Genomic DNA, 13,647 nt, shown 5'->3' on the forward strand with positions numbered 1-13,647 from the left:
ATGAGCCTGGCGGCGCACCTGCGCGATCATCGCGCCCGCCTGGATGATCTGGTGACGTTGCTCGATGATGAGCGGCGGCTGCTGGCCGCCGGTCAGGTGGACGGTGAACAACTGGCCGAGGTGGCCGCCCGCAAGCACCAGCGTCTGGCGGAGCTGGAGCGGTTCGAGCAGCAGCGGCGGCAGGTCCAGCAGCGGCTCGGCTATGCGGACGACCGGGAAGGCGACCAGCGCGCCGCCGACGATGCCGGCTGCACCGCCCTGTGGCACGGCATTCTCGACGCCGCCCGGCGGGCGGCCCGCCTCAACCGGGACAACGGCACCGTGATCGGCGTGCGCATGGAACACAACCAGCGCCTGCTCAACGTGCTCCAGGAGCAGGCCGGGCAGCGTCTGTACGGCCCCGACGGCCAGGCCCGCGGCAGCGGCCGCCGGCTCGACCAGCGGGCCTGACCGCGACCATCAGGAAGTCTCTTTCGTGAGCAAAATCCGCGACCTTCTGGAGAAGGAAGAAAAACTGGAGGTGCTGCTGGCCTGCCGTCCGGTTTACACCCGCAATAATGAGGTGGCCGCGCTGCAGCTGCTGGTGCAGGGCGAAAACGGCCAGGGCGCGTCCCTGGCCGACCTGGAACACAGTGGGCCGGTGATCCTGGGCACCTACACCTCCCTGTTCCAGAAAGGCCGCATCCAGTCGGTGCCCAGCTTTTTGCGGGTCACCGAGGAGATCCTGCTGGCGCCGCAACTGCCGGCTCTGCCCCGCAAGCAATACATCCTGGAGGTCCCCGGCGAACTGCTGCTGACCTCGGACCTGGTGGAACGGCTGCGCGGGCTGGCGCGGCGCGGCTACCGACTGGCCCTGGCCGACTACGACCCGGACGACGACGAGCTGGATGTGCTGCTCGACATCATGCACATCGTCAAGGTCAACACCCGCACCCTGGACGCCGCCGCGGTGGAGCGCGCCGCCGAGCGGCTGCGCCGCCACGGCGTGGAAAAGCTGGCCGACCACCTGGACGACCGGGAGGCTTTCCGCCGCTGCCTGGAGCTGGGCTTCGATTACTACCAGGGCGATTTCCTCAGCACCCCGGAGCCGGTCAAAGGCAAGAAAATCGCCGGCAACAAGCTGCTGCTGCTGCAACTGTTGTCCGAGCTGCACAATCCGGACGCCTCCCCGGCGCGGCTGGAAGCCATCGCCATCAAGGACGCCCAGCTCACCTGGCGCATTCTCAAGACCGTCAATTCCGCCGCCGTGGGCCTGCGCCGGGAAGTCAGCACCATCTCCCACGCCATCGCCATGCTCGGCCTGGACGAAATCCGCCGCTGGGCGAATCTGTTTCTGGTGGAAGGCGTGCCCGACAAACCCGAGGCCCTGGCCCGGGACATGCTGGTGCGCGGCCGCATGTGCGAAACCCTGTCGGAGCTGTGCGACCGAGCCAGCCCGGTGGATCATTTTATCGTTGGCCTGTTGTCCCAGCTCGACACCCTGCTGGACATCAGCATGCACGACCTGATGGAGCAGGTGCCGTTGAGCCGCCCGGTGAAGGCGGCGCTGCTGACCCGCGAGGGCGGGCTGGGGGAGATCCTCACCGAGGTGGAGGCGTACCTGGCCGGTCGCTTCGACGACCTGCGTCTGCTCAACGAGCGCGCCTACTACGAGGTGACCTACCGGCACAGCGTGGCCTGGGCCCGCCAGGTGCAGCAGTCGATGAACTTTCCGCAATAGGAACGCGCGCCGCCGGCAAGCGCTGTCCGCAACGCCGCCGGCGGCCCGGCCGGCGGGCCATGTGCGGCCACCGGCCCCGTGCTACAGTGGCGCCCATAACAAGACAGCGATAACAAGGATGCCCCATGCGCGCGCTTTCTCTCGCCGGCCTGCTGGCGCTGCTGACCCTGCTGGCCGCCTGCAGCGACACCCCGGATAACGGCACCGTCCGCGAGGCCCTCAACCAGGAACTGCGCGCCGCGCACCTGGACGAGCTGCTGGAGGTCACCGAGGTGGAAATCGTCAACGCCTACCCCCAGGAGAACGAGGACCAGTACACCCTGGACGTGCTCTATACCCTGGAGGCCCGCCAGGGGCTGTCCGAGTACGGCAAGGCGGTGAAGGAGGACCAGGACCGCAACGCCATGGACCGGTTCGCCATGGTGATGGCGCTGTCCGCGGTGCGCATTGAGTTCGGCGATTTCGAGGCCGGCGAGACCTTCCGCCAGGAACGGCGTCTGGACCTGCAACGCGACGAGGACGGCTGGCGCATCCCGCGCCCGGACCGATAACACTCCCGGCGGGGTTATTTATGGCCGCCGCCGATCTCCATCATCATCAGCACCGCGTCTTCCCGCTCTTCGCTCCGGGTGCGGTAGTAGCCCTTGCGCCGCCCGGTCTCCACGAATCCCAGTTCCGCGTACAGCCGGCGCGCCGCCCGGTTGCCGTCGCGCACTTCCAGAAACATCAAGGAGTGCCCGGCGGCGTCCGCCTCGGCCAGCGCCCGGCGCAGCATCCAGCGCGCCAGACCGCGCCGCTGCCAGGCCGGGGTCACGGCGATGTTCAGCAGATGGCTCTCGTCGAGCACGCTGGAGAGGATCATGAAGGCCACCGGCTCGCCGTCCACGGTGGCCAGCTGGCAGCGGTAGCCGCTGTGCAGACAGTCGCGGAAATTGCCCAGGGTCCAGGGGGTGGGCTGGCTGGCCGCCTCGATGGCCAGTACCGGTTCCAGATCGGTGCTGGTCAGGGCGCGCAGGCGCGCGCTCCAGGGGCCGTCGGTCATGGCTGGCCGGCTCCGCCGAACCCCTCGCCGCGCATGGCGCGCCAACTGGCGCTCTTGTGGCGTACCGGATCGGCGAGCATTTCCTCCAGGCTGCTCACCACCAGCGCCGGCCGCTCGCCGATGCGGAAGCCCTGGTAGCGGGCGGTGCCGAACAGGGCTTCCGCCAGCGTTTCGTCGAGGCAAAGCAGCACCCGCTCGCCGCCGTAACGGCCGGCCAGCCCTTCGATAAAGGCACGCAGGGCCTGGCCGGCTTCCGCCGCCGCCGTGGGCTGGCCGGCCAGCGGGCAGTAGAACCGCCGGGGCCGCTCCGGGGTGGCGCGGTACACCGCCAGCAACGCCGCCGCCAGGGCGCCGGTGTGCCGGCCCAGCTCCGGCGCCTGGGCGTCCTCCTGCTGAAACGCCACCCAGGTATCGCCGGCCAGATGCACTTCCAGGGTGAACACCAGGGCGCCACCGGCCGCGGCGGCGGGCTTCGCCGGCGCGGTATCCCGGTCCCGCGAGGCGGGCTCCCGGTTTGTCGTTGAGGGGGCATCCGCCACCGCCGCCGGGGCGCTTTCCTTGGGGGGCGGCCGGGGCACCGCGCTGGCCGGCACCGCGTCGGCCATGGGCGTGGGCCGGTGGTCGGTCTCCGCCTCCCAGTCCAGCGCTTCGCTGGGCGCCGCGCCGGGCAGCGGCACCCGCGCCACCCAGGGGGTCAGCCCCAGGGCCCGCAGATAGCTTTGGCGTTGCGCTTCGTTCATGGTCGGCTCGGCGAATAAAGAGATGACGCGCAGCTTAGCAAATTCACGCCGGCGGCTGTATCGCGGAACCCGCAAAGCGGGCGCGCAGCGCGAGGGCCGCCGCCAGCAGCGCGCCGCTGACCGCCCCGTAGAGATGGGCGTTGACGTACACCCGGCCGTGAATCCAGGCACGCAGATAATCCAGGTCGTAGCCCGGCGTCTGTTCCCAGATCAGCCGGCCCACCACCACCGCCAGCACCAGGGAGTGCAGCCCGGGGTGCCCGCGCCAGCCGAGCAGCAGGCACAGCACCAGCAGCCCCTGCAGCAGGCCGGACAGGCCCACGTACCAGTCCAGCCGGGGGTCCAGCAGCAACAGGGCCAGGCTGCTGAGCGGCGCGCACACCAGGAACCACAGCCAGAACCGGCGGCGGTCCAGCAGGTCCCGGAAAAACCACAGAATCAGCCCCAGGCCGGCCAGATTCATCAGCGTGTGCCAGTGATTGAGATGCACCAGATGGCCGGTGAACAGCCGCCACAGCTGGCCGTCCAGCAGCGCCGCGCGGTCATAGCGCAGCCACGGGTTCACCCACCCGTGGGCCAGCCCCAGCAGCAGCACCAGAGCGGCGAACAGGCCGGCGTGCGGCCACAGTTTGGGGTCTCGGGGGGACAGCGTCATGGGCGCAGGATACGCGGTTTTTTATCCGGCCGGCAGCGCCGGCGGCGGATTTCGCGACCCCCCCCCCCTGCACCTGCCGCCCCCGCTTGGGTAAAATCCCGCCCTTCGCCCGGTTCCGGCCGGGCCCCCTGTACCGCTAACCGGACCGTCCCATGTCTTCTGATTCCTCCCCCGCCCCCGCCGGCAAGGCCGCCCGCATCGGCCTCTGGCTGGGCCCCCTGTGGTTGCTGATCACCCTGCTGGCGCCGGCGCCGGCGGGCCTATCCGACCCGGCCTGGCACTGTGTCGGTCTGGCGCTGCTGATGGCCACCTGGTGGGCCACCGAAGCCCTGCCGATTCCGGCCACCGCCCTGCTGCCCCTGGCCCTGGCGCCGCCGCTGGGCATTACCGGCATGTCCAGCACCGCCAGCGCCTACGCGAACCCGGTGGTGTTTCTGTTCTTCGGCGGCTTTCTGCTGGGCCTGGCCATGCAGCACTGGCACCTGCACCGGCGCCTCGCCCTGCACGTGCTGCGCCTGGTCGGCGCCAAGCCGCGCCGGCAGATCGGCGGCTTCATGATCGCCACCGGCTTTCTCAGCATGTGGGTGTCGAACACCGCCACCGCCATCATGATGCTGCCCATCGGCATGTCGGTGATCAGCCTGCTGGACGGCGGCGACGAGCGCGAGGTGAACCGCTACGCCACCGCCCTGCTGCTGGCCATCGCCTACGCCGCCAGCATCGGCGGCGTGGCCACCCTGATCGGCACGCCCCCCAATTCGCTGCTGGCCGGTTACCTCAGCGACAACCAGGGCATCGAGCTGGGCTTCGCGCAGTGGATGATCGTGGGTGTGCCGATCAGTGTCACCATGATGGTGATCGCCTGGTGGTGGCTGACCCGGGGCGGTTTCAAGCTGGACAACCAGGACAGCGGCACCATGATCCGCGACGAACTGGCCAGGATGGGCCCGATCAGCCGCGCGGAGAAGCGGGTGGCGATCATCTTCGCGCTCGCCGCGCTGACCTGGATCGCGCGACCGCTGCTGGCCCACCGCTACGGGCTGGACTGGCTCAGCGACACCGGCATCGCCATCGCCGCCGGCCTGCTGATGTTCCTGGTGCCCAGCGGCGGCCGCCGTGGCGAACGCCTGCTCACCTGGGAAGCGGCTCGCGACCTGCCCTGGGGGGTGCTGCTGCTGTTCGGCGGCGGCCTGTCCCTGGCGGCGGCGATTTCCGGCTCCGGTCTGGCGCAATGGATCGCCGAGCAATTGCAGGTGCTGGAGGGCTTCCCGATCCTGGTGCTGATCGGGCTGGTGGTGTTGGTGATCCTGTTCCTCACCGAGGTCACCTCCAACACCGCCACCGCCGCCGCCTTCCTGCCGCTGCTCGGCGCCCTGGCGGTGTCCCAGGACATCTCGCCGCTGCTGGCCACGGTGCCGGCGGCCCTGGCCGCCAGCTGCGCCTTCATGATGCCGGTGGCCACGCCCCCCAACGCCATCGTGTTCGCCGCCGGCCACATGCGCATCCAGTCCATGATCCGCGCCGGCTTCGTGCTCAACCTGGTGGCGGCGGTGCTGATCACCCTGCTGGCCCTGCCGTTGATGACGTTGATGTAGGCGCGGACGGGCAGGCATAAAAAAACCCCGCCGAAGCGGGGTTTTTTTATTGGGTCGGTGTGACCGGGGAGGCTTACATCATGCCGCCCATGCCACCCATACCGCCCATGCCACCCATGTCCGGGGCGCCGCCGGCGTTTTCTTCCGGCTTGTCGGCCACCATGGCTTCGGTGGTGATCATCAGACCGGCCACGGAAGCGGCGGCCTGCAGAGCGGAGCGGGTCACCTTGGCGGGGTCCAGGATGCCCATTTCCAGCATGTCGCCGTACTCGCCGGTGGCGGCGTTGTAGCCGTAGTTGCCGGAGCCGTTCTTGACTTCCTGCACCACCACGGACGGCTCGCCGCCGGCGTTGTGGACGATCTGACGCAGCGGAGACTCGAGGGCGCGGATCACCAGCGCGATGCCGGCGTTCTGCTCTTCGTTGTCGCCTTTCAGGTCACCGATGTTGGACAGGGCGCGCACCAGGGCCACGCCGCCGCCGGGCACCACGCCTTCTTCAACGGCCGCACGGGTGGCGTGCAGGGCGTCGTCGACGCGGGCTTTCTTCTCTTTCATTTCCACTTCGGTGGCGGCACCGATCTTGATCACGGCCACGCCGCCGGCCAGCTTGGCCACGCGCTCTTGCAGCTTCTCGCGATCGTAGTCGGAGGAGGAGTTGTCGATTTCCTTGCGGATCTGCTCGACACGGGCGTCGATGTCGCCCTGCTCGCCCTTGCCACCCACCACGGTGGTGTTTTCCTTATCGATGTTGACCTTCTTGGCGGAGCCCAGGTCCTCCAGGGACACGTTCTCCAGGCTCAGGCCCACTTCCTCGGAAATCACGGTACCGCCGGTGAGGATGGCGATGTCCTGCAGCATGGCCTTGCGGCGGTCACCGAAGCCCGGTGCCTTCACGGCGGCGCACTTGATGATGCCGCGCATGTTGTTGACCACCAGGGTGGCCAGCGCTTCGCCTTCGATGTCCTCGGCGATGATCATCAGCGGACGACCGGCCTTGGCCACGTTCTCCAGTACCGGCAGCAGTTCGCGGATGTTGGAGATTTTCTTGTCAACCAGCAGGATGTAGGGGTCTTCCAGCTCGACCTGCATCTTTTCCTGGTTGTTGATGAAGTACGGGCTCAGGTAGCCGCGGTCGAACTGCATGCCTTCCACGACTTCCAGTTCGTTGATCAGCGCCTGGCCTTCCTCGACGGTGATCACGCCTTCCTGACCCACTTTCTCCATGGCCTGGGCAATGATCTCGCCCACGGACTTGTCGGAGTTGGCGGAGATGGTGCCCACCTGCTCGATGCTCTTGGTGGTGTCGCACGGGGTGGACAGGGACTTGATCTGCTCGACGATGGCGTCGGTGGCCTTGTCGATGCCGCGCTTCAGGTCCATCGGGTTCATGCCGGCGGCAACCGCCTTCAGACCTTCGTTGACGATGGACTGGGCCAGGACGGTGGCGGTGGTGGTGCCGTCACCGGCTTCGTCGTTGGCCTTGGAAGCCACTTCCTTCACCAGCTGGGCGCCCATGTTCTCGAACTTGTCTTCCAGTTCGATTTCCTTGGCCACGGACACGCCGTCCTTGGTGATGGTGGGCGCGCCGAAGGATTTCTCCAGCACCACGTTACGGCCTTTCGGGCCCAGGGTTACCTTGACCGCGTCGGCCAGGGTGTTGACGCCCTTGGCCATGCGCTGGCGGGCGGAGTCACGGAACAATACTTCTTTCGCCATTGTGTCTTACCTCTGCAATTCGTTGTTACCGGTACAAATGGTTACCGGCACGACCGGAACCGGTCCGGCGGCCTCGTCTTGGCGGTCGATCAGCCTTCGATGACGGCCAGAATCTCGGCTTCGCTCATGATCAGCAGCTCTTCGCCATCCACCTTCACGGTGTTGCCGGAGTACTGACCGAAGATCACCTTGTCGCCTACCTTCACGTCCAGGGGGCGCACATCGCCGTTGTCCTGGATCTTGCCATTGCCGGCGGCGATCACTTCGCCACGGGACGGCTTCTCGGCGGCGGAACCGGGCAGCACGATACCGCCGGCGGTCTTGGTCTCTTCCTCCTCGCGGCGCACCAGCACGCGATCATGCAAAGGACGGATTTTCATGGTCTCCATTCTCCAACGTCGTAATCAAAGGTCAGCGGGGTTACCCGAAAACCGGAATTAGCACTCTCTCGGTTTGAGTGCTAATCATAGTTACCGCGACTTCTCAGTCAATAGGCGGCGCACCGAAAGGTGCGTGCCGCCGTGTTCCGCGAGATGGGGACGTGAAGGCCGCTTTCAAGGGCCCCCGGCGGTGTCATTGGCCGCCACCGGCGAGGCAGGCATACTGCCGTCTTTTGCGGAGGAGCAACGACCCATGGATCTGAACAACAAAGTGGTGGTGGTCACCGGCGCCGGGCGCGGGCTGGGCCGCGCCATCGCCGTGAATCTGGCGGCGCGGGGCGCGCGGCTGGCCTGCGTGGACCTGAACGAGGACGACCTGCGCGACACCGTGGCGCGCTGCGAGAGCGCCGGCGGCGAGGCGCGCAGCTACCTGGCCAACGTGGCCCGGGAAGAGGCGGTCACCGCCCTGTTCGAGGCGGTGGTGGCGGATTTCGGCGGCCTGCACGGCCTGGTCAACAACGCCGGCATCACCCGCGACGGCCTGCTGGTGAAGTACAAGGACGGCGAACTGCAGTCGGCCATGAGCCTGCAGCAATGGCAGGCGGTGATCGACGTGAACCTGACCGGGGTATTCCTGTGCGGCCGGGAAGCCGCCCGCCACATGATGGAGACCGGCGCCGAGGAAGGCGTGATCGTCAACATCTCCTCCATTGCCCGCCACGGCAGCTTCGGGCAGACCAACTATGCCGCCGCCAAGGCCGGCGTGGTGGCCATGGCCGAGGTCTGGGCCCGGGAGCTGGCGCGCTACAACATCCGCACCGGGGTGGTGGCGCCGGGCACCATCAACACCGATATGATCGCCGCCATGAAACCGGAGGCCCGCGACCGGCTGGTGGCCGGCGTGCCGCTCAAGCGCCTGGGCGAGCCGGAGCACATCGCCCTGTCGGTGCGGTTCATCTTCGAGAACGACTACTTCACCGGCCGGGTGATCGAAACCGACGGCGGGTTGCGGTAGGCGCGGTCGGACGACCGCGCCTACCGGAGCGGCGGTGATGAACCAGGAATTCCGCGACGCGGTGTACCAGATCGTCGGCGCCATCCCCGCCGGCACCGTGGCCAGCTACGGTCAGGTGGCGGCGCTGGCCGGGTGGCCGCGCCACGCCCGCTTCGTGGGGCGGCTGATGGGCAACCTGCCGGCGGGCTCCACCCTGCCCTGGCACCGGGTGATCCGCGGCGACGGCGGCCTGCCGCTGGCCGGCACCCCCAGCGGCGAGGCGCAGTTGCGCCGCCTTGCCGAGGAAGGCGTGGCGGTGGTCGGCGGGCGGGTGCCGAAGCGCTGCTTCTGGGTGCCCTGAAAGGCTTCAGCCGCGATCCGTCTCCGGCGCCGCCGAACGGCGCCGCTGCATCCACCACAGGGTCAGCAGGATCGCCGGCACCCCCAGCAGGGCCGCGTAGTTGAAGAAGGTCGGGTAGCCGGCGGCCTTCACCACCTCGCCGGAGAAACCGCCAATGAACTTGCCCGGCAGGGTCATCAGTGAGCTGAACAGGGCGAACTGGGTGGCGCTGAAGTTGCGGTTGGTGAGGCTGGACATAAAGGCGATCAACGCCACGTTGGCGAAGCCGCCGAACAGATTGTCGGCGCTGATCACCGCCGCCAGCCAGGTCAGCGCCAGCCAGCGCACCTGCTCGGGTTCCACCACAACCTGAGTCACCGGCGAATAGGTGGCCATCACCGCGAACAGCACATTGGTGGCGGCCACGCCCACCGCGCCCACCAGCATCGAGCGGCCCAGTCCCCAGCGCAGCACCGCCAGGCCGCCCACGGCGGAGCCCAGAATGGTCATGAAGAAGCCGAAGAACTTGGCCACGGTGGCGATTTCGTTCTTGGTGTAGCCGATGTCCAGGTAGAAGGGGTTGGCCATCACGCCCATGGTGATGTCGCTGATGCGGTACACCGCCACCAGCCCCAGCAGGCCCAGGGCGAGCAGGCCGTAGCGGCTGAAGAAGTCGCGGAACGGGGCGATCAGGGCGGTTTCCAGCCACTGGCCCGGGGCGCGGCCAAAGCTCTGCCGGGGCGGGGTGTCCGGCTCGCGGATCACCAGGGTGGTGAGCACGCCCACGCCCATCAGCCAGGCCATCACCTGGTAGGCGCCGTTCCAGGAATCGTAGCTGGCGATGTAGAAGGCGCCGGCGCCGGCCACCAGCATGGCCACCCGGTAGCCGAGGATGTAGGTGGCGGCCATGGCCCCCTGAAAGGATTCGTCGGCGGAGTCGATGCGGTAGGCGTCGATGCAGATGTCCTGGGTGGCGGAGCAGAACGCCACCAGCAGCGCCAGTTGGGCGAAGCGTTCCAGGTGCCCCACCGGCTCCACCAGGGCCATGGCCGACAGGGACAGGCCGATGCCCACCTGGGCCAGCAGCAGCCAGCTGCGCCGCTGCCCCAGCAGGCGCCCCAGCAGCGGCAGTTTGAGGCGGTCCACCACCGGCGCCCAGAACACCTTGATGGAAAACAGTATCCCCACCCAGCTGAAGTAGCCGATGGCGGCGCGGTCCACGTCCGCGTCCGCCAGCCAGGCGGACAGGGTGGAGAACACCAGCAGGTAGGGCAGCCCGGCGGAAAAGCCGAGAAACAACATCACCAGGACCCGTGGATGGCTGTACAGGCGCCAGGCGGACCACAGGGTCTCACGCAAATCGGGCATCGGGGCTCCGTCCCTTCAAAGCGCACATGGTCCCGGTTTCCCGGGCCGGGCACAACCGGCTAGCATAGCCGCCATGACCCCACCTTCCGACCTTCCCGTCTGGCACCTGGCCGGTGCCGGCAATATGGGCACCCTGGCCGCCGTTTACCTGCGCGCCGCCGGCTTTTCGGTGCTCGCGCGGCGCCCCGCGCCGGTGCGCAAAACGCTGACCTTCGAGGACCGCCGGGCGCCCCGGACCCTGGATCTGCCCGCCGCCCCGCCGGGGCCGGTGCGCCATCTGGTGGTGGCCTGCAAGACGCCCTACACCGCCGCCGCCCTGGCGGACCTGCCGCTGGCCCCGGACGTGACCGTGCTGCGCCTGCAGAACGGCCTGGGCAGTCTGGACGGCCTGCTGCCCGCCGGCGCAGATCTGATCGAGGTGGTCACCACCTCGGCGGTGAAGGGCCGCCACCCGGCCCACCATCTGGTGGCGGAGAATCAAACCTGGATGGGCCGCGCCCGGGGCGGGCCGGCCCCGGCCTGGTTCGACACCCTGAGCCGGCACTGGCCGGGGCTGGAATGGGCGGCGCCGATCCGCGAGCGGCAATGGCGCAAGCTGGTGGCCAACGCGGTGATCAATCCGCTTACCGGCCTGTACGACGTGCCCAACGGGCGCCTGCTGGAGGACCCGGACCTCAGGGCCCGGGCGGACCGCCTGGCGGACGAGGCGGACACCCTGCTTGGCGCCCTGGACCCGGCCTGGTCCGGCGGTTCCCGGCAACAGGTGGCGGCGGTGGCCCGCGCCACGGCGGGCAATACCTCGTCCATGCGGGCGGACATGCAACGGGGCGCGGTCACCGAGATCGACGCGATCAACGGCTGGCTGCTGCGTCAGGCGGACCGGCTGGGCCTGGACCTGCCCGCCCACCGGGAGATCGTCGCCGCCGTGCTGGGACACTCTCCCGCCCCCTAGGCGGGCGGTGCCTTAGCGATCCCGGCGTTGCACCCACTGCGGTTCGGCGGTGTCGGTGCGCTGGTTGATCAGCCGCGCCATCACGAACAGCAGATCCCCCAGCCGGTTGAGTACCGCCCGGCTGACCGGGTTGACGCTGTCCTCGTCGCCGGCGGCCAGGGCCACCAGATCGCGCTCCGCGCGCCGGGCCAGGGTCCGGCAATGGTGACACCAGGCGGCGTCCGAGTGCCCGCCGGGCAGCACGAATTCCTCCAGGGGCGGCAGTTCCGCGTTGAGGGTGTCGGCCTGGGACTCCACCTCCACCAGGTCTTCCTCGGTGAGGGTGTGGGTGCCGGGCACCGCCAGCTCACCGCCCAGGTCGAACAGCAGCTGCTGCAGGTTCTCCAGCAGGCCGTCCAGGTCCGCGTCCAGCCCCCGGGCGCGCAGCACGCCCAGGGCGCTGTTCAGCTCATCCAGCGTGCCCAGGGCCTGGATGCGCGGGTGATTCTTGGCCACCCGCGAACCGTCCGCCAGGCCGGTGCGGCCGTCGTCGCCGCTGCGCGTGATCACCCGGTTGATGCGGGTTTTGCCTTTGTTTTCGTCGCTCATGAATACCGTCCGAATTGGCTGTCAGTCGGGGTTCATTAGACCTGGACCGTCGGGGAGTTAAAAGTTGAAAGTGCTCCCCCTCGATTTTGAAAGAATGTGCAAGGCGCTGGGGCCGGCGCGCCGGGCCGATTAAACTGGCCGCTCACTTCCCGGCGAGGCCGCCGCCGTCATGGGCATCCGCAATAAACTCTTCGTCACCTTCCTGGCCACCTTTCTGGTGTTGATCCTGGCCGCCGGCGGTTTCTTCTTTTTCGCCTTCGAGCAGAGCCTGAGCAAATACATCGACGAGCGCCAGCAGGCCCAGGTGGAGCGGCTGGCGGAGCATCTGGGGGTGCTTTACGGCCAGCGCGGCAGCTGGCGTTTCCTGCTCGAGGAGCCGCGCCTGCTGGCGCGGCTCTACTGGCTGGCCGGGGATCGCGAGGCGCGCCTGGAGCGCGACGGCGGCGGGCCGCGCCGGGACCGGGACGCGCCCCACCACCTGACCCTGCTGAGCCCGGACAAGCGCCCGCTGCTGGGTCCGCCACCGCCGTCCCGGCTCAGCGAGCAGGTGCCGATCCGGGTCGGCGACGCCGTGGTGGGCTGGCTCGCCTATCCGGACCAGGAGGCGATCCGCGACAAACTGGACCGCCGCTTCCAGGAGCGGCTGCTGCGTTTTATGTCGACCATGGCGCTGGTGGGGCTGGGCCTGTCGCTGCTGGTGTCCTGGCTGCTGGCCCGCCACCTGGTGGCGCCGGTGACCGCGCTGACCCGCCACACCCGGCGCCTGCGCGAGGGGGAATATGAGGCGCGCCTGACCAGCCCGCGCCGCGACGAGATCGGCCAGTTGATCCGTCATGTGAACGGCCTGGGCGAACGGCTGGACCAGGGCCGCCGGGCCCGCCAGCGCTGGTTCTCGGACATCGCCCATGAACTGCGCACGCCGCTGTCGGTGTTGCAGGGCGAACTGGAAGCCATGGTGGACGGCGTGCGCCCGCTCAATCAGGACGGCATCGCCGCCCTGGAAGCCCAGGTGCGCCAGCTCACCCATCTGGTCAACGACCTGCACGACCTGGCCCTGGCCGACGCCGGCAACCTGCGCTACCACTTCCGCCCCCTGGATCTGGACAGCCTCTGCGAGGATGCCGTGGACGCGGTGCGCCCGGCCCTGGAACGGCGCCGTGTGACCCTGGAGGCCTCCCTGCCGCCGGCGCCGATCAGCGGCGACCCGGTGCGGCTGCGGCAGCTGTTGGACAACCTGCTGCAGAACAGCCTCAAGTACACCGACGAAGGCGGCCGGGTACGGCTGACGCTGGAGGCCGACGGCGACCAGTGGCGGCTGACCCTGGACGACAGCGCCCCCGGCGTGCCCGACGACGCGCTGCCGCGTCTGTTCGACCACCTTTACCGGGTGGAAAGCTCGCGCAACCGGAACACCGGCGGCGCCGGCCTGGGGCTGGCCATCGGCCAGCGCATCGTGGAAGCCCACGGCGGCACCATGAGCGCGGCCCACAGCCCGCTGGGCGGCCTGCGCATCACCGTACGCCTGCCGGGCAGTGCGTAGCAGCGGCCGGCGGAAC

15 protein-coding genes are annotated in these 13,647 nt (G+C 68.8%); 8 read left to right on the forward strand and 7 right to left on the reverse strand.

The window, feature by feature from the left end; translation table 11 throughout:
* The 3 genes from IM760_RS01710 (at position 1) to IM760_RS01720 (ending at position 2,271) form a co-directional block, all read left to right on the forward strand.
* Complete coding sequence (locus IM760_RS01710; RefSeq protein ID WP_204426838.1) at positions 1-450, forward strand: flagella synthesis protein FlgN; 450 nt, start codon at positions 1-3, stop codon at positions 448-450.
* 25 nt (positions 451-475) lie between these two features.
* The gene (locus IM760_RS01715; RefSeq protein ID WP_228233420.1) at positions 476-1,720 is read left to right on the forward strand and encodes an EAL and HDOD domain-containing protein; all 1,245 of its coding nucleotides are present in this window, start codon (positions 476-478) and stop codon (positions 1,718-1,720) included.
* 125 nt (positions 1,721-1,845) lie between these two features.
* Complete coding sequence (locus IM760_RS01720) at positions 1,846-2,271, forward strand: hypothetical protein (RefSeq protein WP_204426839.1); 426 nt, start codon at positions 1,846-1,848, stop codon at positions 2,269-2,271.
* Between the two features lie 14 nt (positions 2,272-2,285).
* On the opposite strand, the gene rimI is transcribed toward IM760_RS01720, so the two are convergent.
* From rimI to rrtA, 3 genes are read right to left on the reverse strand one after another with little or no spacing between them, the layout of a single operon-like run.
* On the reverse strand, positions 2,286-2,762 hold the full coding sequence (rimI, locus tag IM760_RS01725; RefSeq protein WP_204426840.1) for a ribosomal protein S18-alanine N-acetyltransferase: 477 nt from the start codon (positions 2,760-2,762) through the stop codon (positions 2,286-2,288).
* A complete protein-coding gene (locus IM760_RS01730) occupies positions 2,759-3,502 on the reverse strand; it encodes a hypothetical protein (RefSeq protein WP_204426841.1) in 744 nt (247 codons plus the stop codon). Before IM760_RS01730 ends, rimI begins: the two co-directional genes overlap by 4 nt.
* A gap of 43 nt (positions 3,503-3,545) precedes the next feature.
* Positions 3,546-4,157: a rhombosortase gene (rrtA, locus tag IM760_RS01735; RefSeq protein WP_239549552.1), complete on the reverse strand. Its 612-nt coding sequence runs from the start codon at positions 4,155-4,157 to the stop codon at positions 3,546-3,548.
* 152 nt (positions 4,158-4,309) lie between these two features.
* Here rrtA and IM760_RS01740 point away from each other — a divergent pair, with 152 nt between their 5' ends.
* The gene (locus IM760_RS01740; RefSeq protein WP_204426842.1) at positions 4,310-5,752 is read left to right on the forward strand and encodes an SLC13 family permease; all 1,443 of its coding nucleotides are present in this window, start codon (positions 4,310-4,312) and stop codon (positions 5,750-5,752) included.
* Between the two features lie 73 nt (positions 5,753-5,825).
* On the opposite strand, the gene groL is transcribed toward IM760_RS01740, so the two are convergent.
* Both groL and IM760_RS01750 read right to left on the reverse strand, forming a co-directional pair.
* Positions 5,826-7,469 carry a chaperonin GroEL gene (gene groL / locus IM760_RS01745; protein WP_204426843.1) on the reverse strand — a complete coding sequence of 548 codons (1,644 nt, stop codon included), beginning with the start codon at positions 7,467-7,469 and terminating at the stop codon, positions 5,826-5,828.
* A gap of 89 nt (positions 7,470-7,558) precedes the next feature.
* Complete coding sequence (locus IM760_RS01750; RefSeq protein WP_204426844.1) at positions 7,559-7,849, reverse strand: co-chaperone GroES; 291 nt, start codon at positions 7,847-7,849, stop codon at positions 7,559-7,561.
* A 253-nt stretch (positions 7,850-8,102) separates the two neighbouring features.
* On the opposite strand from IM760_RS01750, the gene IM760_RS01755 reads away from it, so the two are divergent.
* Entirely contained in the window at positions 8,103-8,864 is a 762-nt protein-coding gene (locus IM760_RS01755; RefSeq protein ID WP_204426845.1) for an SDR family oxidoreductase, read from the forward strand.
* Positions 8,865-8,901: 37 nt separating this feature from the next.
* Positions 8,902-9,204, forward strand: a complete 303-nt coding sequence (locus IM760_RS01760; RefSeq protein ID WP_204426846.1) for an MGMT family protein — start codon at positions 8,902-8,904, stop codon at positions 9,202-9,204.
* Between the two features lie 6 nt (positions 9,205-9,210).
* Here the strand turns inward: IM760_RS01760 and IM760_RS01765 are convergent, their stop codons facing one another.
* On the reverse strand, positions 9,211-10,551 hold the full coding sequence (locus IM760_RS01765; RefSeq protein ID WP_204426847.1) for an AmpG family muropeptide MFS transporter: 1,341 nt from the start codon (positions 10,549-10,551) through the stop codon (positions 9,211-9,213).
* Positions 10,552-10,624: 73 nt separating this feature from the next.
* Between IM760_RS01765 and IM760_RS01770 the strand changes: the two genes are divergently transcribed.
* Positions 10,625-11,503 carry a ketopantoate reductase family protein gene (locus tag IM760_RS01770; RefSeq protein WP_204426848.1) on the forward strand — a complete coding sequence of 293 codons (879 nt, stop codon included), beginning with the start codon at positions 10,625-10,627 and terminating at the stop codon, positions 11,501-11,503.
* 12 nt (positions 11,504-11,515) lie between these two features.
* Here the strand turns inward: IM760_RS01770 and IM760_RS01775 are convergent, their stop codons facing one another.
* Positions 11,516-12,091, reverse strand: a complete 576-nt coding sequence (locus tag IM760_RS01775) for a cob(I)yrinic acid a,c-diamide adenosyltransferase (protein WP_204426849.1) — start codon at positions 12,089-12,091, stop codon at positions 11,516-11,518.
* 169 nt (positions 12,092-12,260) lie between these two features.
* On the opposite strand from IM760_RS01775, the gene IM760_RS01780 reads away from it, so the two are divergent.
* Complete coding sequence (locus tag IM760_RS01780) at positions 12,261-13,631, forward strand: ATP-binding protein (protein ID WP_204426850.1); 1,371 nt, start codon at positions 12,261-12,263, stop codon at positions 13,629-13,631.
* The last annotated feature ends 16 nt before the right edge of the window (positions 13,632-13,647 follow it).

Origin of the sequence: Alloalcanivorax marinus, assembly GCF_016906305.1 — a bacterium.
Classification (GTDB): Bacteria; Pseudomonadota; Gammaproteobacteria; order Pseudomonadales; family Alcanivoracaceae; genus Alloalcanivorax; species Alloalcanivorax marinus.

Coding starts and splice junctions, on each gene's coding strand:
- IM760_RS01710 (WP_204426838.1), top strand. CDS start 1: ATGAGCCTGGCGGCGCACCTGCGCGATCATCGCGCCCGCCTGGATGAT.
- IM760_RS01720 (WP_204426839.1), top strand. CDS start 1,846: ATGCGCGCGCTTTCTCTCGCCGGCCTGCTGGCGCTGCTGACCCTGCTG.
- rimI (WP_204426840.1), bottom strand. CDS start 2,762: ATGACCGACGGCCCCTGGAGCGCGCGCCTGCGCGCCCTGACCAGCACC.
- IM760_RS01730 (WP_204426841.1), bottom strand. CDS start 3,502: ATGAACGAAGCGCAACGCCAAAGCTATCTGCGGGCCCTGGGGCTGACC.
- rrtA (WP_239549552.1), bottom strand. CDS start 4,157: ATGACGCTGTCCCCCCGAGACCCCAAACTGTGGCCGCACGCCGGCCTG.
- IM760_RS01740 (WP_204426842.1), top strand. CDS start 4,310: ATGTCTTCTGATTCCTCCCCCGCCCCCGCCGGCAAGGCCGCCCGCATC.
- groL (WP_204426843.1), bottom strand. CDS start 7,469: ATGGCGAAAGAAGTATTGTTCCGTGACTCCGCCCGCCAGCGCATGGCC.
- IM760_RS01750 (WP_204426844.1), bottom strand. CDS start 7,849: ATGAAAATCCGTCCTTTGCATGATCGCGTGCTGGTGCGCCGCGAGGAG.
- IM760_RS01755 (WP_204426845.1), top strand. CDS start 8,103: ATGGATCTGAACAACAAAGTGGTGGTGGTCACCGGCGCCGGGCGCGGG.
- IM760_RS01760 (WP_204426846.1), top strand. CDS start 8,902: ATGAACCAGGAATTCCGCGACGCGGTGTACCAGATCGTCGGCGCCATC.
- IM760_RS01765 (WP_204426847.1), bottom strand. CDS start 10,551: ATGCCCGATTTGCGTGAGACCCTGTGGTCCGCCTGGCGCCTGTACAGC.
- IM760_RS01770 (WP_204426848.1), top strand. CDS start 10,625: ATGACCCCACCTTCCGACCTTCCCGTCTGGCACCTGGCCGGTGCCGGC.
- IM760_RS01775 (WP_204426849.1), bottom strand. CDS start 12,091: ATGAGCGACGAAAACAAAGGCAAAACCCGCATCAACCGGGTGATCACG.
- IM760_RS01780 (WP_204426850.1), top strand. CDS start 12,261: ATGGGCATCCGCAATAAACTCTTCGTCACCTTCCTGGCCACCTTTCTG.